Consider the following 23,809-nt stretch of genomic DNA (forward strand, 5'->3'; position numbering starts at 1 on the left):
CTTTCCTCCTCCCTTGCGCAGTCACGCCGCCAGGCCCAGCCGCCCAAAAGTCGCCAGCGCCTCAGCCTCGAGCCGGGCGGTGATTTCGACAAAAGGCTCCACCTTGTCCACAAACCCCAGCGCATGGCCCGCCGACAGCAGCCCCTGGGAGACGTCGCCAGTGGCATAGGCTTGGCGCCCTATCTTGCCGGACACATGCTTCAGCAGTTCCTGAATGCCTATCTCCGGATTGTCGCGCTCCAGCTTGGCAACTGTCTCGGTGGTTTGGTTGCGCAGGCTGCGCACAGTGTTGCGCACCGAGTGCATGGTCAGCTGCGTGTCCAGCTCGCTCGCATTCACCATCGCCTGCTTGTAATCCGGATGCGCGGTCAGCTCGCTGGCAACCAGGAACCTTGTGCCCATCACCACGCCCGCCGCACCCATCACCAGCGCGGCCATGATCTGCTTGCCGTGCCCGATGCCGCCGCCGATCAGCCAGGGGATGGTCAGCCGGTCCTCAGCCAGGCCTGCATTGACCATGCTGCCAACCATATCCATTCCGGGATGGCCGCCACATTCGGCGCCGACAATCGACACCATATCGACTCCCACCTGTTCGGCCTTCACCGCATAGCGCAGGCTGGGCGCCTTATGCAGCACGGTGATCCCGGCATCCTTTAGGATGGGTATAAACGCCTCGGGACTGCGCCCGGAGGTTTCAACAAACTGCACGCCTTCGTCCGCGATCAACCTGAACACCTCCTCGGTCTTCTCCCCCGGCACCAACTTGGGGATCATCGAGACATTGACGCCGAATGGCTTGCCTTCGCACATCTCGCGGCAGCGGCGGATCTCGGTACGCAGATCGTCCATCTCAGGGAAACTGGCCGCAGTGATGAAAGAGATTATCCCCGCCCGTGCCGCAGCCGATACATATTCGGCATTGGCCAGCCATTGCAGGCCGCCCGCCACAACCGGCAGCCGGGTGCCATAGGTCCGGGTCACAGGCGTGTCGAAAATCGCAGGAAGAGCAGAAGTATGCATCATGTCGGTCTCCTTACCGGAATACTGGGGAAGTTTTGCTGAGAAAGGCGCCGATGCCCGCCTGGGCCTCGTCACCGCCAAGGGCCTTGGCCATGGCATCGCGTTCATGGTCGAGCTGGTCCTCGAAACTGGCGGTTTCGGCCTGATTGAGAAGCTTCTTGATGTCCGCAATCGCAATCTCAGGGCCACGGGCCACCGCATCAGTCAAGGCTTCGGCCTGCGCCAAGGTGCGCCCCTTGGGAGCCAGCTCCGTCACCGCACCCAGCTGATGCATCCGCTCAGCGCTGAGCGGTTCCGCCAGCATAGCCATTCGCGCCACAGTTGCCCGCGGCAGTGCCTGTGTCAGGGCATAGGTGGCGCCGCCATCTGGCACCAGGCCCGCTTTGACATAAGCCAGAGTGAACTTGGCCCCGTCTTCCGCGACGATCATGTCAGCCGCCATCGCCAGGGACAGCCCGGCCCCAGCCGCGCCGCCTTCGACTGCTGCAATCACTGGCTTGGGGCAGTTCCGGACCGCACGGATCAAGGCGTTCAGCTTCCCGATTTGCACCTGCCGTTCTTCAAAGGACATCGCGCGGCGCTCTTTCAGCATGTTCAAGTTGCCGCCGGAGCAAAAGAACCCGCCCTCGCCCGCCAAGATCACTGCCGCAATCGCAGGGTCCCCTGCCGCACGCGCCAATCCGTCCAGCAAGCCTTGGTAATATTCATAAGACAGGGCATTGCGCATTGCTGAGTTGCAGTTCCAGATAACCAGGGTCCTGTCGCGGACCTCATGCCGATAGAGCGTACTCATGCCGCATCCTCTAATGCTGTTCCGCGCACGCGTTTAAAAACACCGGTGGAGGCTGCGATCAGCCGCCCCGTTTCGTCCCGCAGGTCGCAAGAGACAAATTTGGTTGTGCCCCCGCCCCCAGTGATCCGTCCGGTCGCCCGCACGCGACCATGCCGAGCCACTGCCATGTAATTGACGTTCAGCGACAGGGTGAGGAAAGGGGTGGTGCCCCGCGGATCGCACGACAGGCTGGCAGTTATACCACTGGCAGTGTCCAGCAGCGTCGCTGCAACTCCGCCATGCAAGCCGCCCTGGCGATTTAGGTGCAGGCTAGAAATCTCCAGCGCGCAATGCGCCTCAATCGCGTCCGGGTCAAATTCGACGCCATAACCCATCGCTTCAAACAGCGGGAGCAGGGGTCTGTCAGGGCGGACCAACGGCATAGCTTATCCTGCCTTAAGCGCGATGAAGCGCTCCAAATGGTAATCGGAGTCGCCAAACAGATGGTCGATCATCGTCAGCCGACGGGCGAAATGGGACAGCGCATATTCATCAGTCATGCCGATGCCGCCATGCATCTGGATGCATTCCTCGGCCACCAGCGCCCCGGCCCGGCCAATCAGGTTCTTGGCGGCGCTGGCGTGGATTTTGCGCACATCACGCGGCTGATCCAGGTTGCCTGCCAGGTTGATCACGGCTGAGCGCGCCTGCTCCACCTCGATCAACATGTCCGCCATACGGTGCTGCAGCGCCTGAAACTTGCCGATCGGCATACCGAACTGCTTGCGCTCCTTCAGGTAGCTGATGGTCAGGTCCTTGGCGGCCTCCATCGCCCCCAACGCCTCTGCGCAGATGGCTGTCAGGCCACGGGCAACAGCGGCTTCCAGCGCGTCCAGCCCTTCTCCGGCAGCACCCAGCCGGGCCGCATCCGTCAGCCGCACCCCGTCCAAGGTAACCGTCGCAGAAGGGATCCCGTCCATGTTGCGATGGCCATTGACGGTCACGCCCGGCGTGTTTACCGGCACCAGAAACAGGGAAATGCCTGCCATATCCGCCGCAGCGCCGGTCTCCCGCGCCGAAGCCACCAGGGTCTGCGCCCCGGCGCCATACAGCACATGGGTCTTGATACCGTTCAGCACGATGGCATCGCCGTCGGCAACCGCCGTGGTTTCCACATGGTTCAGGTCATAACGCGCGCCTGCCTCGCCCTGCGCCAGCGCCGCCACATGGGTTCCGGCGATAATCTCATCCACCAGCTCGCGCTGGCGGTCGTTGCCCAGTGCGGCAATCAGCCCGCCAGCCAGCACTGCCGGCAGCACCGGTTCAATCACTCCGGCGCGGCCAACCTCTTCAAACACCACCATCAGGTCAAAGCCTTCGCCCCCGAAACCGTCCTGATCCTCGCGGAACATGGCACCCAGTACGCCCAATTCGGCCAGCTCGGCATAAATCTCAGCATCATAAGGTTCGCTTGAGGCAATCAGCGCCCGCCGGTTTTCGTGTGAATACTTGTCCGCCAGAAACCGCCGCAGCGTATCGCGCAGCATCGCCCGTTCTTCGGTTAGATTGAAATCCATGTCGCCTGCCCCCGTTACAGCCCCAGAATGGCCTTGGTGATGATGGTGCGCTGCACCTCGTTCGATCCGCCGAAGATCGACAGCTTGCGCATGTTGAAATAGGTTGGCGCCGCCGCCGCCGCGTGGTCCGGCCCTAACGCGGCTGCATTGCTGCCGCCGTCCAGAAAATCAGGCTGGAACGGCAGCGCGTCCGGCCCCATCGCCCGACGCAGCAGCGATGTTAGCTCCTGCCGGATCACCGTGCCCTTGACCTTCAGCATCGAGCTTTCGGCGCCGGGCGCCTGCCCCTTGGCCGCTGCCGAGACAACCCGCAGGTTGGTAGTCGCCATCGCCATCAGGTCGATCTCTGCCTGCGCCATCCGGGCCGCGAAATGCGGGTTCTCCGCCAGCAGCTGCCCGCCGGATTTCACCCGCCCGGCAACATGTTTCAGCGTGGTCAGCAGCGCATTCGAAAAACCAACCCCGGCAATATTGGTGCGCTCATGGGTCAGCAGGTACTTGGCATAGGTCCAGCCCTTGTTCTCCTCACCCACCAGGTTTTCCGCAGGCACCCGGACGTTTTCAAAGAACACCTCGTTCACCTCCGGCTCGCCGTCAATAAGCACGATGGGGCGCACGGTGACACCGGGCGTCTGCATGTCGATCAGCAGGAAGGAGATACCTTCCTGTTTCTTGGCATCCGGATCCGTCCGCACCAGGCAGAAGATCCAGTTGGCGTGCTGGCCCAGCGTGGTCCAGGTCTTCTGGCCGTTGACCACATAGTGATCGCCCTCGCGCACCGCGCGTGTCTTGACCGCGGCGAGGTCGGAGCCCGCGCCCGGCTCGGAATAGCCCTGGCACCACCAGTGCTGGCCGTTCAGAATGCGCGGCAGAAAGCGCTGGCGCTGGTCTTCGGACCCAAAGGCCAGCAGGACCGGCGCCAGCATCGACAGGCCAAACGGCAGGCTGCGCGGGGCATGGACGAGACAGGCTTCCTCCTCGAAGATATGGCGCTGCACCGCATTCCACTCGCAGCCGCCATAGGCCTGCGGCCAGTTCGGCGCCAGCCAGCCGCGCGCATTCAGCAGGCTGTGCCACAGTTCCATGTCCGCCTTGGCCAGCCGCTTGCCCAGCCGCACCTTTTCGCGCAGCTCACGCGGCAGGGTTTCTTTAAGCCACTGGCGGACCTCTGTCCGGAACGCCTGTTCTTCCTTGGTGTAGTTCAGATCCATCGCGTGGTGCCCCTCAGAAGATTTCAAACAAGCCGGCCGCGCCCATGCCGCCACCGATGCACATGGTGACAACGCCCAGCCTGGCGCCGCGCCGCCGTCCTTCCAGCATCAGGTGCCCGGTCATCCGCGCGCCGGTCATGCCGAACGGATGGCCGATCGAAATCGAACCGCCGTTGACGTTGCAAATCTCCGGGTCGATCCCCAGCCGGTCGCGGCAGTAGAGCGCCTGGGAGGCGAAGGCCTCGTTCAGCTCCCACAGATCAATGTCGCTGACCGTCAGCCCGTGCCGCTGCAGCAGGCGCGGCACCGCATAGACCGGGCCGATGCCCATTTCGTCCGGCTCGCAGCCCGCCACGGCAAAGCCCTTGAAAGCGCCCAGCGGTTCAGCGCCTTCGCGCACGGCCACCGCGCTGTCCATCAGCACCAGAGCCGCAGCGCCGTCGCTGAGCTGCGAGGCATTGCCCGCGGTCACGAAATGGCCATCGCCCTGCACCGGCGCGAGCCCCGCGAGTCCTTCGAGCGTGGTATTGGGCCGGTTGCAGTCGTCCATGGCAAATGTCACTTCCTTGCGGGTGATCTCGCCGCTTTCCTTGTCCTTGAAGGCCTGAGTCACGGTGATAGGCACAATTTCATCATCCAGACGGCCCGCTGCCTGCGCCGCAGCCGTGCGCTGCTGGCTGGACAGCGCCAATTCGTCCTGCGCTTCGCGGCTGATGCCATAGCGTTCGGCGACGATGTCAGCGGTCTGGATCATCGGGAGATACAGTTCCGGCTTGTTTTCCAGGATCCAGCTTTCCCGCGCCTGCGGCGGGCGTGCGGGCGGCATCTGGCTTATGCTTTCCACCCCTCCCCCGATCGCGGCCGGCGCGCCCTCCATCACAATCGAATGCGCCGCCATGGCGACCGCCTGCAGCCCGGAAGAGCAGAAGCGGTTCACGGTGGCCGCGGAAACGGACACCGGCAGCCCTGCGCGGATCACCGACTGGCGGGCAATGTTGGACCCGGTCCAGCCTTCGGGGTAGCCGCAGCCGACCAGCGCGTCCTCGATCAGGTCCGGCGCAATGCCGGCACGCTGCACCGCATGGCTGATGGCATGGCCCGCCATAGTGGCTCCATGGGTTTCATTGAATGCCCCGCGGTAGGATTTGGCCAGACCGGTGCGCGCGGTGGAGACGATGACCGCCTGTTTCATTGAAAACTCCTTCAGGTGTTGAGGCTGGCAAAGGTCCGGCCTTCGGCGGCCAGACGTTCCAGCAGCGGCGCAGGCTGCCAGAGCAGGGGATCTTCCTCGTGGAAGCTGCAGATATCCTGCAGGATCCTGTCCAGCCCGATGGTATCGGCATAGTGCATCGGCCCGCCGCGCCAGCGCGGAAACCCGTAACCGTTCAGCAGGGTCACATCCACATCCAGCGGTCTCAGAGCGATGCCATCCCCGACCACGCGCGCAGCCTCGTTCACCATTGCAGCCATGTAGCGGCGGATGATTTCCGCTTCGCCGATGCTGCGGGGCGTGATGCCCTTGGCAGCCCGTTCCGCCGCGATGATCTCTTCCACCTCAGGGTCAGGACGAGGGCTGCTGGCGCCCTCCTCGTAGATATAGAAACCGCGCCCGGTCTTGCGCCCGAACCGGCCCAATTCGCAAAGCCGGTCGGCAAATTCGGGATAGGTCTCCCCTGGGTCACGCGCCGGAGCCAAACGTTTGCGGTTCGCCCAGCCGATATCCAGCCCGGCCAGATCGCCCACTGCAAACGGCCCCATCGCCAGGCCAAAGCCCGTCAGCGCCCTGTCGACCGAATAGGGGCTCGCCCCTGCCAGCACCATGCCGTAGACCGCCTTGCTGTAGTGCGACAGGATCCGGTTGCCGATAAAGCCGTCGCAGACCCCCGCGCGCACCGCCACTTTTTTCAGCCGCTTGGCCAGTGCAAAGCCCGTCGCCACTGCGTCCGGGGCAGTATCAGCCCCCACCACAACTTCCAGCAGCCGCATAAGATGCGCCGGCGAAAAGAAATGCAGACCAATCACATCCTGCGGGCGGCTGGTCATTGCCGCAATCCGGTTCAGGTCCAGGTACGAGGTGTTCGACGCCAGAATGGCTCCTGGCTTGCAGACCTTGTCAAGCCGGGTGAACACGTCCTTCTTGACGTCCATGCTTTCAAACACGGCTTCGATCACCAGATCCGCCTGTGCGAAGTCCTCGTACGCAGTGGTGCAGCGGAAGGCTCCGGCAAGCATGGCATCGCGCTGCGGCCCGGACAGCTTGCCGCGTTTCACTGCACTGTCCAGCATCTTTCCGACACTGGCCGCTGCCATTGACGCTGCCGCCTCATCGCGCTCAACCAGGGTCACGTCAAGGCCGCTAAGCAAAGCGCTGACGGCTATCCCGGTCCCCATTGTGCCGCCGCCGACTACACCCATCCGGTAGATTTCACGCGGTTCAACTCTTTCGGCATCCGGCAGCTTTCCAGCCTGCCGCTCGGCAAAGAAGGCATGGATCAGAGCCTTACTCTGATCGGAAGCCATCAGGTCCTGAAACAGTGCGCGCTCTTTCTTCAGCCCCTCGGCGAACGGCAACGACATTGCCGCCTCCACCGCATCCAGGCAGGCCATTGGCGCAACAGCCCCGCGTGCGGCCTGGGCTGTTTTGGCCCGGAAGGCCGCCATATCCGCCGGCTCCAGTGTATTGCACGGCAGGCTGCCGGACGGGCGCGGCCCCTTGCCAGTCGCGATCAGGCCCCGTGCGAAGGCAACGCCTTCGGCGCAGGCATCGCTGCTGTCCGCAATCCGGTCAATCAATCCCATCGAGAGCGCCGCATCGGCATCAACCGGTTTGCCGCCGGTGATCATCCGGGCTGCATCTGCCGCCGGGATCAACCGGGGCAGGCGCTGAGTGCCGCCTGCGCCGGGCAGCAGCCCCAACGACACCTCCGGCAGGCCGAACCGGGTATCCTTCACTGCAACGCGGTAGTGCGCCCCCAGGGCAATCTCCAGCCCGCCGCCAAGCGCGTTTCCGTGCATCGCGGCAATGACCGGCACAGGCGCCGCTTCGATTTCATTAATGAGATCCGGCAGAACCGGCGCCTGGGGCGGCTTGCCGAATTCCCGTATATCCGCTCCGGAAAAGAAGCTGCGGCCCGCGCAACAGATAACCACCGCCTTGGTCTGCGCGCTGTTCTGCGCCCTCCGCAAACAGTCCTGCAAGCCAGCGCGCACCGCGTGCGAAAGAGCATTCACCGGCGGGTTCTCCACCGTCACAACAGCAATGCCGTCATCCATTGCCAGATTGACCAGGTTCACCATTTCACCCCGCACGTTGCTCTCAGAATCTCTTGCTTTAGTTTTGCTACCTAATCCGATCTCTAATTTCAATATGTAAAATTAGATTCCTTTATGCAGAATTTAACGTCCAGCGAAACAGCTGCTCATCTACAAGGTCGCACAGGACGCGGCATATAACGCGAACACGCACGCACTCACTGTCAACCGTGTGGAGTGTCGGCCAGTCAGGTTCCGGACTGAGGCTCATGATGAAGGGCCGCTTCTGCAGTCGCTCAAGCATGCACACGCATGTGCGGCGAACTTCCGGAGACCGCCCACCCTCCAGGAGTGAGAAGGGCCAAACAGCGGTTCCGGTCACGTCTGTTTTGGGCTGCCTGCCGTCATTGCTTCCGGCGACGGGAGCGGCGGCTTTGTCCGGCAACCTGTAGATCCAAGTTCTCTTCCTCGCGGCGACATGCATGAACGGCTGGTTTTCACGCCGCGCAGCCGCTCCGAAAACGATGCGGTCGCAGTAATTCTCTCGCTGCGAGCGCGCGCAGCGAAATTTTGACACTTCCGCTCAGGGCTCAAACCGGCCGATCTCCGCGCCGCGGCGGCCCTAGGCGCGTCCTGAAGGCCTTGGTGGGCGAGGTCGGCCCTGAGCCGACATCCAGCAGCTGATCTCGATGCTGCAGCCGCAGCCCGCATTGCCGCCATTCACTGCAAGAGAAAAATCTGATGACCGGCGAACTCACAGTGTGCCGGACTTTTGCAGCCGTCAGGCCTTGCAAAACCAAAGTTTGCTTCCTGTTTAAGTAGGCCCGCTATCTTTGATGCGTGCTGCTCTTTATTAATCAAGCTTGCAGGCGCTGATCCCGGACAAACAGCAAAAAGCGGTAGCCGGCTCCCTTTTGCGGGAGCCGGTTTTTTTAGGGGCTTGCATCTGACGCTCATTACCCAACGCAGATCGTGGGTTCATGCCACCAGTCGCGCCTCAGATTGCAGGTTGCGCTCCACCGGTACCGCAGGCGCAGGCATCGCTTGCTGCGCTCGCTCTGCGATAAGCTGTGTGACCCGGCGCGAGCCGGAGAACGATGCCCAGGCAAGGATCCGGATAAAGCGGGCCTCGTCGGGGTCGAAATCCAAAATTGCTTCGGCCATCTTTTCATCCACCTGATAAGGAGCCTTGGCGAGAACGATGGCAAGCTCTGCGATCGCCCGTTCCTGTCCTGAAAGGCCCTGCACTTCGTGCGCAGCCCAAGACCGGCTGAGCGGCATCTGTTCGCCCTGCCAGACCGACAGCGACTGAGAAACGACTTGCTTCACGCGCGGTGACACTGCCTGATTGGCTTCGCGTTCCACGGCGGAGGTCCAGCGTGCCAAGGCATCTGCGACGCGGGGATTGGGCTTCGCCCAATTCATGTCTTCCGGCAGTTCTGCCTCTGGCAATAGTGGTAGCGCACGGCCGGGCTTCAGCGGGAGTCTTCGTGTCACTTCCAGCTCGGATCCAAACAGCCGCAGCAGAATGGCTTTGGCCGCCTGTAGTCCGAACGGGGAACTTACGGGTGAATCTTCCATCACCACATGGCTGAAGCGGTTGATATCGCCCATGCCCATGATCGTTCCCAAAACTTCTGGCATCTGCTCCGGGGTAAAGGGCGGCTTGGAGACCCCGGTATTTCCCGGTGTCGCGACCTGCCGGACCCAGTCCAGGCGGGCGCGCAGCTTTGCATCCGTTGCTCTCAGTTCGTTGCGGGCGAAGATGTCTCCGGCAGCTTCGTGGTCGCCGGCGGCATGCACGAGGCTGACAAGCATGTCCTCGCAATAGGGGCAATCGTTCAGCTGTGACAGCACGGCGCTGATGGCGTCCTTTGTGGTTCGGTCAACCCGGTCTGCAACAAGCATGGATTCACGCCCGCCGGTCCAGATAGCGGCCATCAATTCGGGCACTTTCGACCGGCTTGTCAGAGAGCCGTTTTTGAAAAAGTCCTCGCGGATCATGTCGTAGACCGTTTTCGTCAAGCCCGTGGCCTTGCGGGCAGGTACAGCGCGGACATAGCGCATAGTTTTCACCGACATCGTATCGAACAGCCAATATCTGAGTATTGCAGGCAGCATTTCGTTCCCTCCTTTGGAAGTCTTCACGGTTAGAGGATCGAAACTGGCTCCTAAAATTTCCAGTATGAAGATTGTATTAGTTCATCTTCGATGGCGCTGGAATTATGTCGATGCAAGTTTTACTTATTGTTATTGTTGAGTAATACCGGTTCGACGATTGGCGAGTTAGTTTTACCGGGGGAAAGTTTGATACGAAATTTGTACTGAATGGATTTGATTTTTCCTTTAGGCTTTCGGGCATGAGTACCTATGGACAGTTCTGCCCGATCGCCAAAACCTCCGAAATCCTCGGAGAGCGCTGGACCAATCTCGTGATCCGCGAGCTGGGTGCCGGCAGTGAGACCTTCAATGACTTACGGCGCGGGATGCCGCTGATCCCGCCCTCGACACTGTCAGCGAGATTGAAATCTCTGGAACACGCTGGCGTGGTCTCGCGCATCGAAGTCGGCAGAGGCGTCAGGTATAGGCTGACGGAGGCAGGGCGCGAGCTGAAGCCAATCATCGTGCAGATGGGGATCTGGGGGCATCGTTGGGCCCGGAGCAACCTTACGCCGGACGAGCTGGATCCTTCCATGCTCATGTGGGACATCCACAGAACCATGAATGTCGACTATTTTGGTGACGGCAGGACAACGATCTATGTCGAGTTCAGCGACTTCACCGCCAAGTCCCGCCGCTGGTGGCTGGTTGTCGAGAGTGGCGAGGTCGACGTCTGCATGAAGGACCCCGGGCATGATATTGATATGTCGATTACGACCGACATCCGCACGCTGACCGGCGTCTGGATGGGGGACACAGCCTTGGGACAGGCCCTGCGCGATTATCGTATCAGGCTGTCCGGTTCCGGCAGATTGAAACGGGACATCGCAACCTGGCTGGGCCGCAATTACTTTGCCGATATTCCACCTGCGAAAGGGGCCGGGAATAAATAGGTTGGGCGCGATGCCGCAAGCAAGGCCGGTGCTGCTGCAATTCCTACGCGTACTCAGATTGGCGGCCTCTAAAAAAGGATGCCGCGAAACCAGTTTCTCAGGAAAGCGGTCTTTCGTGAAATATTAAGCATTTGCAAAATTGGCTCGCAGTCGACCTCGGATGCGGCGCAGCATCCGCCTTGACCCAAGCCAGCTTGTCACGACCGTCCCGCACCGGAAGCTCGACCTAGCACCTTAATGCCTCAGTGCGGCCCCTCATAGCTGCCTTTTCGCTGCGCTTGCTTAAACACGGAGCCCGGGAATTCCGGCAGCGCGGCCCCATAAGGATCGTGATCACGATAGTGATTTCATCAGAAGCACCCAGCACTCGGTGTCTGTTTCCCAATCCTCTTTCTGACACGGGGCTTGAGCGGCCTCTTTGTATCCCTTTCGTTCGTACAGACGACGCGCGCCAATGTTGTCTCCGGCCACGATGACGCTCATCCTGGTTAAACCCTCGGCCAAAGCAATTTCGTCTGCCAGATCCAGCAAGCGTGATCCATAACCCTTACCGCGGTGCTCGGGATAGCAAGCCAGAACGTTCACATACCAGCTTTCGAGTGCCTGGTTCTCCAATTCCTGCAATGGCCGAAACAGGGCCGGGAAATCCTCGCCTATCTCCACCGGTTCCGCCCCGATCTTGTAGCCGGTCAGGCTCGCCACCGCACCGCTTCCGAAATCCACCACGACAATCTGTCCGTCACGCGCCTTTTCGGCCTGTCTTGCACGGCCGATCTTCCAAGGGTCTTGGCCATCTTCCGCAAGGCCGGTCCAGATGTAGTAAGGCAGCCCTTCTCCGGCATAGTTCACGAGATCGGCGAGCTGAGATGCATCCGATTCCCTGGCCAGTCGCAGCGGTGGTTCTAACTCTATCATTCACCCCTCCAGTGTTTGGGTTGTGGAGTTGGCGTCGGTCCGTGTGCCCGAACAAGCGTAACGGTTTTAACGCCTTCGATATAGGCGACACAGCTCAAAGCTGCCTTGTGGTACCGCAGCTCCATTTCCTTCCCGTCTCGAGGTCGTCAGACCATCTGGATGACAGCAGCTCAGCCCGAAGCCGCCATCGGGTCGAATTGCCCTGATGGAAGAAGCGAATGTTCATATGGCCGCCGTCAAGCAATAGAAATTCCGGACGAAAGCAAAATATGACGAAACCAGTAAATTGCCGATCTTCGGCTTCAGGACGTTTCGTTATGCTTCGGTAAATTTCCTGCCAAGGCAATCGGGGAAAACCTTTGCCGGTAGCGGGCCGGCGGCACACCTGTCCGCCGCCGGAACAGCTTGCGAAAATAGGAGGGATTTGCATAACCCACTTCTTCACTGATCTCATCGATCTGCAGGCCGGTCGTTTCCAGCAATTGCTTTGCTTCTTCGATGCGCAAAGTTTGAACGTAGTCGATAGGTGTATAACCGGTCGCCGCGCGGAAACGCCGGTTAAATGTTCGCTCATTGAGGTTAGAGCGGCGCGCAAGCCTGCCAACGATGTTACTCTCGTGGTAGTTTTCAGCGATCCAGCTCTGGGCATCCGCGATCACGGAGTCCGCGTGCCGGTGGGCGGTCCGCGCGCCGGCATACATCAACTGCCCCTCTGCCCGCTCGCCAAACAGGAATATCTTTGCGATCCGGACCGCTTCTTGTCCGCCGGCAAACCGCGCGACAAGATACAACGCGAGATCTTCCCAGGACGACGCCCCGCCACTGGTCACGATGCGGTCCGCCTCGCCGGCTGTGCTCAGGATGCGCTCCGGCGCCAGATTTACAGACGGATAGAATTTTTTGAACTGTTCAACACTTGCCCAATGGCAGGTAGCTTGCTGCCCGTTGATAAGCCCAGCCTCAGCGAGAACCAGCGAGCCTGTGCAGACCGAACAGATGATGGCTCCTTGGTCGAAGCATTCGCGCAACCAGGCGCATTCTTCCGGCCAGCTGCCGCGCGGATCAAATGAAGCGCCGACAGCGATGTCGGGCACAATCACAACATCGGCCGGGCCAAGTTTTGCCTGAGGCGTGATCTCAATGCCGACCGCGGTCGGAATTGAGGCAAGGGACCGCGCTACGATTGCCGGTGAGAAGCGGACAGGTGTGTTTGCTTCTCCGGTCATATCCGACCATGCCCGGCCGACCGATTGGAACACTTCGTAAAGCCCGTACAAGGCCAGCGGCGTCGCTTGGGGCAGCGCCAAAAGCGCAAACTTTGTGTCCCGGGTCTTACCTTCCATGTGGGATTTTGTCCGAAAAGGGCCGTTTCTGTCCATAGCCGATCTGACGGCATGCGCGGGCCGGGGGTAGGCAGGGGTAGAAATTTCGAAAGGAACCACCAATGACCCACCACGCTGCCCTCCCTCCTGTGTTCGACCAAACCAGGGCCGAAGCATTTCTTGACACAGTTGCAGCAACCCTGAACAACGGTGCCGTGGCCGCTATGATTTCAGTCGGCCACCGCCTGGGTCTGTTTGACACGCTTACCTCACTGCCGCCCAGCCAAAGCGCCACAATTGCCAAAACCGCAGGGCTGGCCGAGCGTTACGTGCGGGAATGGCTTGCGGTAATGGTGACGGGGCAGATCGTTGACTATGTGCCGCAAGAAGGAACCTACAGCCTGCCGTCCGAACACGCCGCGTGCCTGACTGCCGGCGCACCGTTCGGGAACCTGGCTGTCTATGCTCAGTCGGTTGCGCTTTTCGGCAAGGTCGAGGACCGCTTGATGCAAGCCTTCCGAGACGGCGAAGGAATTCCGTACAGCGATTACCCCTGCTTTCACCAAATCATGTCCGAGGACAGTGAACAGACCGTTGTCGCTGGCATTGGCGAGATCATTCAAACACTGGCCTCCGATTTCGCCGAACGGCTGGATCAGGGCATCGACGTTCTGGACGCCGGTTGCGGTGCCGGGCTTGCGGTGATCCGGCTGGCTGAACTGCACCCAAACAGCCGGTTCAAAGGGATTGATCTTTGTCCGGATGCTATCGAGATGGCCCAGGGCACCGCAGCGTCACGCGGCGTGAGCAATGTTGGGTTTGAGGTGCGGGACCTGTCCGGTTTCGATGAAGCCTCAGCCTACGATCTGATCACCTCTTTCGATGCGGTGCATGACACCAAGGACCCCGAGGAGCTTTTGAAATCCTATCACCGGGCATTGCGTCCTGGCGGCGTTCACCTCATGCAGGACATCGGCGGGTCGGTGCGGCTCGAAAACAACCTCGATTTTCCCTTCGCCGCCTTTCTCTATGCCATTTCCTGCAGCCACTGCACTCCAGTGTCTCTGGCGCAGGGGGGCAAGGGCCTCGGCACCATGTGGGGCTGGGAGACGGCTGAAACGATGCTGCGCCAGGCAGGTTTCCAGAGACCGGTGCGCAGTGTTCTGCCGCATGACCCGATGAACGTCTGGTTTGTCAGCCGGAAAGAGGCGCCGGTATGAGGCATGAACGTATTGTTGTCGTCGGCGCCGGCCCGTTCGGGCTGGCGCTGGGGCGTGAACTCCGCAGGCTGGGGTTTGACCCGCTCATTCTGGAACGCGGCAGCGCAGTGGCCTCCGCCTGGCGGTCCCGCCATCCGCAACTGCAGTTGAATACGCACCGTGTGAACTCAGGCCTGAGGGGCCAGCCGATACCACGCACCGCAGGCACCTGGCCAGCGCTACCAGAATATGTCGCCTACCTCGACCGCATTGCCAGGCAATCCCGGTGCCGGATCGAAGTGAATTGCACGGTGCAAAAACTGGAACACGACGCAGGCACATGGTTACTGAAAACCGGCAAGGGCAAGATACGTGCGGATCAAGCCGTTCTTGCAACCGGCTTCGATCACACTCCAGTTCTTCCCGACTGGCCTGGGTCCAGCGGCTTTTCCGGTTCGATTTTGCATTCCCGGGACATGGGTGATGCAAGAAGATACCGAAACAAGTCAATGCTGGTCGCGGGCGCCGGAAACTCAGCCGTAGACTGCCTGAACGTACTGGCGCGGGCTGAAACCGCTGATCTAAGTGTTTCGGTGCGTACTGGCGGCACGACGGTGCCCGCGGAACTATTTGGCTTTCCTTTACAGTTGACTGCGCCTCTCCTGGAACATCTCCCCGCCCGTTTGGCTGATGGAGTACTGTCAGGGGTGGAACGGGTTGCTTTTGGCGATCTATCCAAGCTCGGGCTGAACCGATACCGCGCGGGAGCGGCGTCCCGCCTGAAAAACGAGCATGTGGCACCAGCAGTGGACCGCGGCTTCGTTGCAGAGCTGAAACGCGGCAAGATCCCGGTGTTTCCGCAGATCGCCAGGTTCGCATCCGATCAAGTGCATTTTGATGACGGCCGAACACTGCGGCCTGATTTTGTTATTGCAGCGACAGGCTACCGCAGCGGGCTGGAAAGCATTGCCGGGCATCTTGGAGTGCTGGACGAAGCCGGACGGCCGCGATGCTACGAGACGGCCGTTCGGCCAGGGCTTCGGTTCGCGCTGATGCCGCCGCCCCTTGGCGGATCGCTGCGGGCGATCTCAAAGAAAGCACCGGTGATTGCCCGTTCAATCGCGCGAGATTTGAATTGAGGCATCAAGGCTGTTTGCACGACCCGGCAGGCAAACGAAGTACGGTGAGCGAGCCGAGTTCCGCGCACCCTGTCGGCACTGCAAATCCGGAAACAGGGCTTTGCCGACCTTGGAAATCAAACGGCTTGGACCCTAAAACTTCCCAGTTGGGATTGTCCTCTTTTTTGGTCTCACGAACTGTCCTCGCTGTCGCAGCAAATGGCCGCTTACCGCCCGACTTGCATGAGTACCAGTCCCAGCTGCGAGGCAGGCCGGAGGTTCGCTTAGGGCTGCTAGTGACCGACTGCGCCCGCAGCAATTTGGCCTGGTGCTCATAGCAGCTGGTGGCACAGCAGGAACAGGCAGCTTCGCCGATTGAACCTGCAAATCAGCCCTAGTTTTCCTGAAGGAAGTCAGATCAAACCTAACAGATCCCGCGAGCAGATAACGGGAATTGGGTCAACAATCTGACAGAAAGGTCAGTTTTGCTTGGCATTTGACATTTGGGAAGTGGCGGACCGAGGAGGATTCGAACCCCCGACCCCTTGATTCGTAGTCAAGTACTCTATCCAGCTGAGCTATCGGTCCACTGCGGCGGGGTTTAACCACACCAACCCAAGGCCGCAACCCCAAAAAATACTGCGTTCAAAGATTCTGGCCATCAAGATATGCTCTGGCGCTTCCAGCAGCAGTTCCTCCGGTGCTTGCATTCGCCCCGTCCGGCTGCAGCCCCCGCATGCGTGCTCCTTAACAGAGGCCTGACCAAGGGTGCATAAATCTGCTAAAGATTGTGCTAGTGTCAGGCACCCACTCATTTTCCGGCTGCTCTGTCACCGGGATACAGATACGGCAAGGCAAAGGAGGCCGCCGATGCCAGAGAGCGAGTCTGCAGTTTTCCGGCTCCGGCCGCTGGAACCGGATGATTTCGCCACAATGGCTGTCTGGTTCGAAAATGTGTCTGATCTGGCCCGCTTTGACCGCTCTGCCAGGGCACCCTGCAATACTGCTGCAATGGAGACTTCCTGGGGTCCGGCTGAAGAAACAGAAAGAAACCCCGCAAAATGCTGGTTTGCTATTACTGCAGAATCCGGGGAACTTTGCGGGATTTCAGGCTTAGAAAGCATTTCAGCCGTGAACCGTGATGCCGTCATAGCGCTGTTCGTAGAAGAGCAATGGCGCCGGCAAGGAATTGGCATCCGGTCAATGGCACTGGTTTTGGACTTTGCCTTCCGCCAGATCGGGCTAAATCGCGTTACATCCTACTACCGGGCCGACAATAAGCACAGCCAGCAAATGACATCACGCGCCGGCTTTGCAACAGAAGGCAGGATGCGCGAAGCTTGGTTCGCCGAAGGCCGGCATTTCGACATGGTCAGTGTCGGACTTTTGCTCGGCGATTGGAACGACCGCCGCCAGGTACTGGCACGGGAACTAGACGCCTCCTGCAGCGTCGGCTTCCGCGGCGGAGCTGATTCTGGCTGGGCTTGGCCGCCAGGCCCGCAAGATCCGCCAGACGGATGAACAGCATTAGCCCGCCCTGGTACCGCACGGCAGCGGATCCGGCTTGCGGCCGGTCTCAGCCATTCTCGCAGGAGGAGGTCAGCTTGTGAGCGGCAAAGACAAGACTTCTACAGTCCGGCGTCAACTTGGGGCGGTACTGTTTGCCGATGTGGTTGGTTATGCCCGGCTTATGGGCAACGACGAAATCGATACTTACAGTGCCCTCAAATCCCTCTTGGAGCAACTTGAAGCCGCCTGTCAGGCACATGACGGGCAGGTTGTTGCTGTTCGGGGCGACGGTGTACTTGCCTTGTTTGAAACGGCCACGGATGCGGTGAAGTTCGGGGTCGAGCTGCACCGTATTGCCGAGCAGAACAACAACTCGCGTCCGGAAGATCAGCAGCTGCGATTCCGGGCGGGGGTGCATATGGGTGAAATCCTTGTCGACGACCGCGGTATTCACGGCGACAACGTCAATATTGCTGCCCGCCTGCAAGAAATCGCCGAACCGGGCCGGGTGTATGTCAGTGCAGCTGTGTACGAGCAGATCCGAAACCGGTTGCGCTTTGGCTTTGAATTCCTGGGCCCCCAACAGCTCAAGAACATTGCAGACCCAGTTCCTTCCTATTGTGTTCGCAGCGAAATCGAGGGCGCCGCGATGGCCGCGACTTTACGCCCGGACCGCCCGCCTGCGCATCCGCAACTGCCGGGCATTCCATCGGTTGCGGTGCTGCCCTTTACTAGCTTGGGCGACGAGGAAACCGACAGCTGGTTTGCCGATGGGCTGACAGAGGACATCATCCTGAACCTGTCCAAGTTCAAAAACCTCTTTGTCATTGCCCGCAATTCCGCATTCTTCTTCAAGGCGCGCTCAATGCCGCCTCAGGACGCGGCGCGCGAACTGGGGGTGCGCTATGTGGCACGGGGCAGTGTCCGGCGGGCAGCGTCCCGGATCCGCATAGCAATAGAACTGATTGATGCAGATTCCGGCAGGACCATCTGGGGTGAACGCTATGACCGGGATATTGATGATATCTTTGCAATTCAGGATGAGGTCACAGACGCCATCGTTGCAGCCACCGCGGTTTTGATCGAAGCGCACGAGCGCAAGCGTATGTCGCAAGCCGCCCCTGCTGACCTTGCCGCCTACGGCTATGTGCTGCGTGGCCAGCAGTATATCTTCCGTTACACACGGCAAGACAATCACGAAGCGCAAACGCTGTATGAAAGGGCTCTGGCCCGGGACCAGGACTATGCCAGGGCATCGGCAGCCATTTCCCGCACGATGAATATCGATTGGCGGTATTCCTGGGCCAAGGATGCGGACCACGCGCTGGACACAGCCCTGGCCTTTGCGCAAAGAGCTGTGGAACTGGACCCGACCGACGCCCGCGGCTTTGGCGAATTGGGCTTTGTTCACCTTTACCGTAAGGAGCATGATGCCGCTCTTGGCGCTTACAGGCGCGCCCTCTCACTCAACCCGAATGATGCCGATCTGCTGTCGGATTACGCTGACGCGCTGGCACATTCCGGTGACAATGAAACCGCGATCAGCAACCTGAAACAGGCCATGCGGCTCAATCCTTACTTCCCGGATCAGTACCTGTGGCACTTGGGCGGGGCTTACTACAATCTCAAGGAATACGATGCAGTGATTGACACGCTGACTAAGATGAATAACCCGACAGAGGGCCAGCGGATGCTGGCTGCCAGCTATGCCCAACTCGGCAAGATGGAAATGGCGCGTGACATGGCTGCCCGTCACCGCGAGGCCCATCCGAATTTTTCGCTGGACCGCTGGACGAAGGTTCAACCTGACCGCCTGGAGGAAGACACCCTGCATTTCGTGGAGGGCCTGAAGAAGGCAGGTTTTTAACTCGGGTCCTCGAACCAGCAGGTTCCGCAGTTCGCGTGGCCCGCGCGTGCCGGTTCAATCACCTGAGCCACGCGCTTTTGCACCACTGACCTTGGCACCGCTGACTTTGGCACCACTTACTTTAGCACCGCTTACTTTTGCGCCACTGACCTTGGCACCGCTCACCTTCGCTCCACTAATGTCTGGGCCGCCTCCAAAGTAGACATCCAGAAGCACCTGCTCCAGCATACCGGTCATCACATCCATGCGGATCGAGTAATCTGCCTTGTCATACTCCCAGACCATGATGTCGTTTGCGAACTGGTACTCGGCTGACGCAACACCTGTCACTGACGGATCCAAAGGCGCACGGGCGCCTTGATTGGCTGGCAAGTTATCTGTCGCGCTTCTGCCCTCTCCATGCACCAGAAACAGCGTCGGCTCAGGCAGTTCAAAATAGGTGCCTTCGTAAGCAAACCCATATATCCGTGCAAACTTTGCGTGCAGGCTGAGCTGGGCATCCAGCAGATTGTTCCGGCCACGGCCGCGAAGCCCGGCCTGCTTGTAAATTTGCTTTGGAATGTCTTTGGTTTGGATCCAGACGGTATCGCCGAACTCAGTTCCCTCCAGAACTGCAACCCGCTCCTCGGCAGAGACCTTCATCTCCGAGACCAGCTTCAGAGTGTTGCCAGCACCTGAGGTAACTTTGTAGACACCATTCTCGTTTGCGTTGTTTCGCCGTACCAGAACCAAATCGTTCTCGGCAATTTCCACGCCGTCCAGTTCTGTGTCGATGTTGTTCAGGTTCACCTTCTCGACAGTCGCCACGCGCACCGTCTTTTTGACGTCCGATCTGACGATCTGCAGATCTTTCAGGAGGCGTCCAAATAACAGCACTTCAGAGAAACTCAGCAAAGACTCGGCCACCGTACATACTCCCGTGGCTATGACAACAACACCAGAAGATCCTTCCGCAAGGTGCCGGCTGCAAACCTCGCCTGCCCCGCTTCCGCAAAACTCTCCCTCAGGATGAAAGTATCACAAACAGGAAAAAAATTACAGAAGTAACGGCTACAATCCATCCGGAACCCGTGTCCGCACGGAATGTGCGTGGCTGTCGTCGCCCGCTTCGCCCAGGCGCGGACCGGCCTCGACCAGGCCGATTCCGCGCATGCGGAAGTTGCCCTCGATGATCGAATGAAAAGCACCGCCCGTCGAATTTCCGTCGACCAGCAGCAATGCCTGCTCTACCGCGGCATAGGTCAGAGTCTCCGCATCCAGCATGCTCCACGCCGCCGCCAGATAGGAGCCTAGAATATCCCGAGCTTCCAGCAGCGCCAGACGGAACCCTTCCGGATCAGCAGCATAACGGTCATCAAATAGGGCCTGCATAACCTCGCCGTAATAGGGACTGTCTTCCAGTTGGTCGGACAAATCCTCCATTTCCGGTGTAATGAGTTCATGAACCAGCAACCGCTCATGGAAGATATCCACTAGGATATCGAACATTGCCCCGGTCAAGGGTTCGGACAGCGCGTGCTCGCTGTTCCAGCCGCAAACAAAATCATCCAGCAACCGTGTGTTTGCGGCCATCCGGATTTGCGCGTTTCCGGCAAGCTCTGCGAAACGGTTTAGCTGGTTGAAAGTGTATAGGTTGCCCCGGGTGCTTTCCAGCAACTCCTCAACCACCGATCCGAAATGCAGCGATGCAATCAATGCAACCATGTCTGCCGCGGATTCGTGAAATCCATAGTATTCACCCGGAACATCCTCGGAAACCGGCATCCCGGTGACGCTGTAAATGATGGCATGTCCGATCTCATGGGCAACCACGTCAAAATTCAGGCTGTAGGCGCGGTACTCATCGCCGTGTTCGCTGGTACCCCCTGTTTCCAGAAAACCCCAACCGATGTGCGCGTTATCCAGGCTTGGCAGCAGCGACAATTCCAGCCGGTCGTAATCGCGGGCGAAGTGCCAGGGGATTTTATGGCCGAAATAGGCCTCCCACACATCCAAGGTGAAATGCGCCGCGGCAAAAAGATGTGCTGCTTCGAACCTCGGGTCGGAAGGCTCAATATGAAAGAAGTGCCCGTCCTCATCCGGTTCAGGCGGTGCATGCAGCTCACCGTGCCAGGGCGGCAGATACATGCCTGGCCCTTCAGGCCCCTGCACGATCGCTCCATAAGGGATCGTCTTGCCCTGCGCGTTAACTGTATACATCCGCGGCCCCGAAGGCCCCGGACCAATGGTGCCCGGCGGGGCTGAAATCTCGACCAGCTCCAGCACCGGCTCGTCCGTTCGGAACGGTGATTGCGGAAACAGCAGAAACCGCGTTCCCGGCGCTTCTTCTGCCGTCTCAAAAGGATCGTCCATACATCCTCCAATCCTGCGGAGGTATCACCCGGCTTGTCCTGCCTCGTCCCTGCTGTCCGGCGCAGGCCTTGTGTTGACACCCTGATGATACATGAATTCACGCCGGATCAGCTCAAAGAATTCCTCGGTGCCAAGCCCGACCGACAACGCGTGCGCCTCAAGATCCTCCGGGATGTCTCGCTGGAGGACGTATTCGAAATACCATGCCGTCATATGTAACCGCTCGCTCTGCTGTTTGTGACTGTCTGGCTGCGCCTGCTCCGCTATCAGCTTTTCCTTGGCCTCGGCCCGCGCTTTTAATCCGGCGAAAGCGCCTGCCAACTGCAGTTCCGCCAGCAAGCAGGGCTCCAGCTCTTTCTGCAAAGCACTGACAGCCTCGGAGATTTGAGCCGTTTCCCCAAGTTTTGCCTCATATTGCATAGCCGTTAGCCCATTAGCTACCAGCCACGCCTGCAGATCCTTGCTGCGCAATAGGCTGTGCTCCTGCCGGTGACTGTTCAGCTGCGCCAACAAAGCCTTGCGCTCAGGCGGCACTCCTGCCTTGCGCACCTTTTGCAGTGCCAAGCAGCGTAGCGCAGCCCGGTTCCTGAACTCGGCAAAGCGCTCGGGTTTCAGCCGCAGTTCGTCCAGTACCCACCGCTCTGCATCCTGCAATGTTTGTTCCTGCGCCTCCGCGCGGCGCACCAGCCCTTGCCAGGCGAGAGTCTCCTCCATTTGTTCACTCATTTGGCGATTTCCCGGCGCCCCAGCGCCAGAAAACACCGCCATCTGCGCCAGCATCTCCTGCGCGTCATTGCGCTTGGCATCAATCGCGCCAGTCTCCAGCCAAGAGGAAAACCGGTCCCGCCAGGGCGACACCGGAAGATCTGCCAAAATCTGTTTCCAAGTCCGCTGCTGGTAGAAACGCGCCTTAGCTGTCTCAAGGACCGTTGCCGCCTGTGCCGCATCCAAAACCATGCCGCTGACCGCGCGGTCCACCGTCGCACGGATCGAGACCATTGGCTCACTCAGCGGTGCAAAACCCAGCTCGGCAGGGCTGTGCAGGACCGCAACCTCGTCATCGTCGGCGATCGCGCCTGAGGCATAAGCCGCATAGATTCTGCCAACTCCAATCATACCAAAGGCCGAAAGCTCTGCCGCCCGCAAGGCTCCCATGCTGGCGCTTCCGAACACGGTAATGCCCTGCTCCATCGCCCACAGGATCTCCTTGTGCCAGACCGAGGGAACCCCTTCGAAATAACCGTCAATCAGCCCAATTGCTTCGGCACCCTGGCGCGCTGCTCTGTAGATATCCCCCTGACCGGCAGGGGGAAGCACGATGGAGCCTGGCAGCAGAGCTTGCGCCTCCTCCGCACCGATAGTCGGTCCGGCGAACACCACTGCAGTCACTGGCTTGCCTCCGCTGCTTGTAGCGCCCGCGTACCAGCGATGAAGTCAGGATCGTCGTGCGGCGCTTCCAGCCCAGGGATCACTGCACGCACCACGGATACTCCCAACCCAGGACGCGACAGATCCACTGTCAGCACTTGCTTCATTCCAGCTGCTGCCAGCCTGACGAGCAACCATGACTGATCCTTTTCGAAGGAAGAGGAGGAAAACGCCGGGCAGTCTTGAAACCGGACCACGGCCTTGGACTGGGAGAACAACCGGCGCACATATGATGCTCGCTCAGCGGAAGCCGCTGGCGTAAACTCCTCAGGGTTCAGGTCATCACGTGCGCCGGAAATATAAGTCAGCCGGGTCTGCGCCGCCTCTGTAAGCGCCCTTAACGCAGCAATAGCCCTGTCTGGGTGACAGCCGCTGCCAATGCCGATATGTCCGACCCGGCTGCCAGCCTCGCAGATCATGCAATGAAAAGCCGGAACCCCAATGTCAGAAGTGATGTTCCAAATACCGGCGTCCAGCCCCGCCGCGGCAAACCGGCCGATCGCTTCTTGACAGCGTGCGTCATCTATTGTGTCCGGATCAATACGAGGGCCTGGTGCCGCATGGTGCCACAGTGTTATCGCATCGCGTTCAATCAGCTCGCAAATCGCATGGCAGGAAGCTTCCGCAAGGCTATTGCCCGACGCCAGCCCGTTTGTGGTGCGCGGGAACGCCCCCTGCCCGCCGCTTGGAGGACCAGTATAGTCAGTATCCACCATTTCGTAGGGAAGCCAAAACCGGGTTCCAGTTGCCAGGTCGGTGCCTTCAATCCACAACATCCGCCGTTGCGGGTCAAAGCTGGCACCGGTCACACGCGGCAGCCGCGCCACATCCGCAACCATGGCCTCTTTTTGCAATTCATGAAAGCTGGCTGAACGCAGCGGCAGGTTAATCCGCTCCGCGTGCCAGGCCTCAATAGCCTCCATCACACCGGAGGCCTTCGCCGCCTCCAGCGTCAGCCCCTTGCCCAGCGACACTGCAACTGACCGGGAGTTCGGCCGCGTAACCATAACCGTGGGCAGGCCCACTCTGTCCAGCCCGGTCAGATTGGCAATCCGGGTAATCCCCATATCAGTCAGATGCGGACGCACTCTTGCGAGCGTCTGCGCAGGATCACACAGCCGGTGGGTGTCATGCAAATAGCCTTTCTGCTGCGCCTCGGGCATCTGTCAGGTCTCGCAGTCATGACAGCCGCGATAAATCTGTGCTGTCCG

19 protein-coding genes and 1 tRNA gene are annotated in these 23,809 nt (G+C 60.0%); 5 read left to right on the forward strand and 15 right to left on the reverse strand.

Annotation, left to right across the window (positions count from 1 at the left end; translation table 11 throughout):
- Nucleotides 1-21 precede the first annotated feature (21 nt).
- The 8 genes from GC1_RS07645 to GC1_RS07685 form a co-directional block, all read right to left on the reverse strand.
- Nucleotides 22-1,026, reverse strand: coding sequence for an NAD(P)H-dependent flavin oxidoreductase (locus GC1_RS07645; RefSeq protein WP_019295362.1), 1,005 nt, complete (start codon nt 1,024-1,026; stop codon nt 22-24).
- Nucleotides 1,027-1,036: 10 nt separating this feature from the next.
- Nucleotides 1,037-1,816, reverse strand: a complete 780-nt coding sequence (locus GC1_RS07650; RefSeq protein WP_019295363.1) for an oxepin-CoA hydrolase, alternative type — start codon at nt 1,814-1,816, stop codon at nt 1,037-1,039.
- A complete protein-coding gene (locus GC1_RS07655; RefSeq protein WP_019295364.1) occupies nt 1,813-2,238 on the reverse strand; it encodes a PaaI family thioesterase in 426 nt (141 codons plus the stop codon). The genes GC1_RS07650 and GC1_RS07655 overlap by 4 nt, the downstream gene beginning before the upstream one ends.
- Before the next feature lie 3 nt (nt 2,239-2,241).
- Nucleotides 2,242-3,372: an acyl-CoA dehydrogenase family protein gene (locus GC1_RS07660; RefSeq protein ID WP_019295365.1), complete on the reverse strand. Its 1,131-nt coding sequence runs from the start codon at nt 3,370-3,372 to the stop codon at nt 2,242-2,244.
- Between the two features lie 14 nt (nt 3,373-3,386).
- Complete coding sequence (locus GC1_RS07665) at nt 3,387-4,583, reverse strand: acyl-CoA dehydrogenase family protein (protein ID WP_019295366.1); 1,197 nt, start codon at nt 4,581-4,583, stop codon at nt 3,387-3,389.
- 13 nt (nt 4,584-4,596) lie between these two features.
- The gene (locus tag GC1_RS07670; protein ID WP_019295367.1) at nt 4,597-5,775 is read right to left on the reverse strand and encodes an acetyl-CoA C-acyltransferase; all 1,179 of its coding nucleotides are present in this window, start codon (nt 5,773-5,775) and stop codon (nt 4,597-4,599) included.
- An 11-nt stretch (nt 5,776-5,786) separates the two neighbouring features.
- A complete protein-coding gene (locus tag GC1_RS07675) occupies nt 5,787-7,880 on the reverse strand; it encodes an FAD-dependent oxidoreductase (protein ID WP_019295368.1) in 2,094 nt (697 codons plus the stop codon).
- A gap of 933 nt (nt 7,881-8,813) precedes the next feature.
- Entirely contained in the window at nt 8,814-9,956 is a 1,143-nt protein-coding gene (locus tag GC1_RS07685) for a hypothetical protein (RefSeq protein WP_039174940.1), read from the reverse strand.
- Between the two features lie 239 nt (nt 9,957-10,195).
- Between GC1_RS07685 and GC1_RS07690 the strand changes: the two genes are divergently transcribed.
- Nucleotides 10,196-10,888 (forward strand): winged helix-turn-helix transcriptional regulator, encoded by a 693-nt coding sequence (locus GC1_RS07690; protein ID WP_019295372.1) that lies wholly within the window; start codon nt 10,196-10,198, stop codon nt 10,886-10,888.
- 333 nt (nt 10,889-11,221) lie between these two features.
- On the opposite strand, the gene GC1_RS07695 is transcribed toward GC1_RS07690, so the two are convergent.
- Nucleotides 11,222-11,803, reverse strand: coding sequence for a GNAT family N-acetyltransferase (locus tag GC1_RS07695; RefSeq protein ID WP_019295373.1), 582 nt, complete (start codon nt 11,801-11,803; stop codon nt 11,222-11,224).
- Nucleotides 11,804-12,105: 302 nt separating this feature from the next.
- Nucleotides 12,106-13,146 carry a GlxA family transcriptional regulator gene (locus GC1_RS07700; protein ID WP_019295374.1) on the reverse strand — a complete coding sequence of 347 codons (1,041 nt, stop codon included), beginning with the start codon at nt 13,144-13,146 and terminating at the stop codon, nt 12,106-12,108.
- 101 nt (nt 13,147-13,247) lie between these two features.
- Here GC1_RS07700 and GC1_RS07705 point away from each other — a divergent pair, with 101 nt between their 5' ends.
- Both GC1_RS07705 and GC1_RS22145 read left to right on the forward strand, forming a co-directional pair.
- On the forward strand, nt 13,248-14,345 hold the full coding sequence (locus GC1_RS07705; protein ID WP_019295375.1) for a class I SAM-dependent methyltransferase: 1,098 nt from the start codon (nt 13,248-13,250) through the stop codon (nt 14,343-14,345).
- Nucleotides 14,342-15,463 carry a flavin-containing monooxygenase gene (locus GC1_RS22145; protein ID WP_082020172.1) on the forward strand — a complete coding sequence of 374 codons (1,122 nt, stop codon included), beginning with the start codon at nt 14,342-14,344 and terminating at the stop codon, nt 15,461-15,463. The genes GC1_RS07705 and GC1_RS22145 overlap by 4 nt, the downstream gene beginning before the upstream one ends.
- Nucleotides 15,464-15,953: 490 nt before the next feature.
- On the opposite strand, the gene GC1_RS07715 is transcribed toward GC1_RS22145, so the two are convergent.
- A tRNA-Arg gene (locus GC1_RS07715) sits at nt 15,954-16,030 on the reverse strand.
- Between the two features lie 282 nt (nt 16,031-16,312).
- On the opposite strand from GC1_RS07715, the gene GC1_RS07720 reads away from it, so the two are divergent.
- Nucleotides 16,313-16,963 (forward strand): GNAT family N-acetyltransferase, encoded by a 651-nt coding sequence (locus GC1_RS07720; protein ID WP_019295377.1) that lies wholly within the window; start codon nt 16,313-16,315, stop codon nt 16,961-16,963.
- Between the two features lie 85 nt (nt 16,964-17,048).
- Nucleotides 17,049-18,818: an adenylate/guanylate cyclase domain-containing protein gene (locus tag GC1_RS07725; RefSeq protein WP_019295378.1), complete on the forward strand. Its 1,770-nt coding sequence runs from the start codon at nt 17,049-17,051 to the stop codon at nt 18,816-18,818.
- 54 nt (nt 18,819-18,872) lie between these two features.
- Here GC1_RS07725 and GC1_RS07730 read toward each other — a convergent pair whose 3' ends face one another.
- The 4 genes from GC1_RS07730 to GC1_RS07745 form a co-directional block, all read right to left on the reverse strand.
- The gene (locus GC1_RS07730) at nt 18,873-19,724 is read right to left on the reverse strand and encodes a hypothetical protein (RefSeq protein ID WP_019295379.1); all 852 of its coding nucleotides are present in this window, start codon (nt 19,722-19,724) and stop codon (nt 18,873-18,875) included.
- A 144-nt stretch (nt 19,725-19,868) separates the two neighbouring features.
- On the reverse strand, nt 19,869-21,170 hold the full coding sequence (locus GC1_RS07735) for a hypothetical protein (protein WP_019295380.1): 1,302 nt from the start codon (nt 21,168-21,170) through the stop codon (nt 19,869-19,871).
- A 24-nt stretch (nt 21,171-21,194) separates the two neighbouring features.
- Nucleotides 21,195-22,559, reverse strand: a complete 1,365-nt coding sequence (locus tag GC1_RS07740) for a TfuA-like protein (protein WP_019295381.1) — start codon at nt 22,557-22,559, stop codon at nt 21,195-21,197.
- The gene (locus tag GC1_RS07745; RefSeq protein WP_036761822.1) at nt 22,556-23,761 is read right to left on the reverse strand and encodes a YcaO-like family protein; all 1,206 of its coding nucleotides are present in this window, start codon (nt 23,759-23,761) and stop codon (nt 22,556-22,558) included. The genes GC1_RS07740 and GC1_RS07745 overlap by 4 nt, the downstream gene beginning before the upstream one ends.
- Nucleotides 23,762-23,809 lie beyond the last annotated feature (48 nt).

Origin of the sequence: Leisingera sp. ANG1, from assembly GCF_000203975.2 — a bacterium.
Classification (GTDB): Bacteria; Pseudomonadota; Alphaproteobacteria; order Rhodobacterales; family Rhodobacteraceae; genus Leisingera.

What these genes read in the sequence shown, in the direction of transcription:
- GC1_RS07705 (WP_019295375.1), top strand. Translation starts at nt 13,248, where the DNA reads ATGACCCACCACGCTGCCCTCCCTCCTGTGTTCGACCAAACCAGGGCC.
- GC1_RS07745 (WP_036761822.1), bottom strand. Translation starts at nt 23,761, where the DNA reads ATGCCCGAGGCGCAGCAGAAAGGCTATTTGCATGACACCCACCGGCTG.
- GC1_RS07670 (WP_019295367.1), bottom strand. Translation starts at nt 5,775, where the DNA reads ATGAAACAGGCGGTCATCGTCTCCACCGCGCGCACCGGTCTGGCCAAA.
- GC1_RS07685 (WP_039174940.1), bottom strand. Translation starts at nt 9,956, where the DNA reads ATGCTGCCTGCAATACTCAGATATTGGCTGTTCGATACGATGTCGGTG.
- GC1_RS07695 (WP_019295373.1), bottom strand. Translation starts at nt 11,803, where the DNA reads ATGATAGAGTTAGAACCACCGCTGCGACTGGCCAGGGAATCGGATGCA.
- GC1_RS07655 (WP_019295364.1), bottom strand. Translation starts at nt 2,238, where the DNA reads ATGCCGTTGGTCCGCCCTGACAGACCCCTGCTCCCGCTGTTTGAAGCG.
- GC1_RS07650 (WP_019295363.1), bottom strand. Translation starts at nt 1,816, where the DNA reads ATGAGTACGCTCTATCGGCATGAGGTCCGCGACAGGACCCTGGTTATC.
- GC1_RS07700 (WP_019295374.1), bottom strand. Translation starts at nt 13,146, where the DNA reads ATGGAAGGTAAGACCCGGGACACAAAGTTTGCGCTTTTGGCGCTGCCC.
- GC1_RS07735 (WP_019295380.1), bottom strand. Translation starts at nt 21,170, where the DNA reads ATGGACGATCCTTTTGAGACGGCAGAAGAAGCGCCGGGAACGCGGTTT.
- GC1_RS07660 (WP_019295365.1), bottom strand. Translation starts at nt 3,372, where the DNA reads ATGGATTTCAATCTAACCGAAGAACGGGCGATGCTGCGCGATACGCTG.
- GC1_RS22145 (WP_082020172.1), top strand. Translation starts at nt 14,342, where the DNA reads ATGAGGCATGAACGTATTGTTGTCGTCGGCGCCGGCCCGTTCGGGCTG.
- GC1_RS07665 (WP_019295366.1), bottom strand. Translation starts at nt 4,583, where the DNA reads ATGGATCTGAACTACACCAAGGAAGAACAGGCGTTCCGGACAGAGGTC.
- GC1_RS07645 (WP_019295362.1), bottom strand. Translation starts at nt 1,026, where the DNA reads ATGATGCATACTTCTGCTCTTCCTGCGATTTTCGACACGCCTGTGACC.
- GC1_RS07720 (WP_019295377.1), top strand. Translation starts at nt 16,313, where the DNA reads ATGCCAGAGAGCGAGTCTGCAGTTTTCCGGCTCCGGCCGCTGGAACCG.
- GC1_RS07690 (WP_019295372.1), top strand. Translation starts at nt 10,196, where the DNA reads ATGAGTACCTATGGACAGTTCTGCCCGATCGCCAAAACCTCCGAAATC.
- GC1_RS07675 (WP_019295368.1), bottom strand. Translation starts at nt 7,880, where the DNA reads ATGGTGAACCTGGTCAATCTGGCAATGGATGACGGCATTGCTGTTGTG.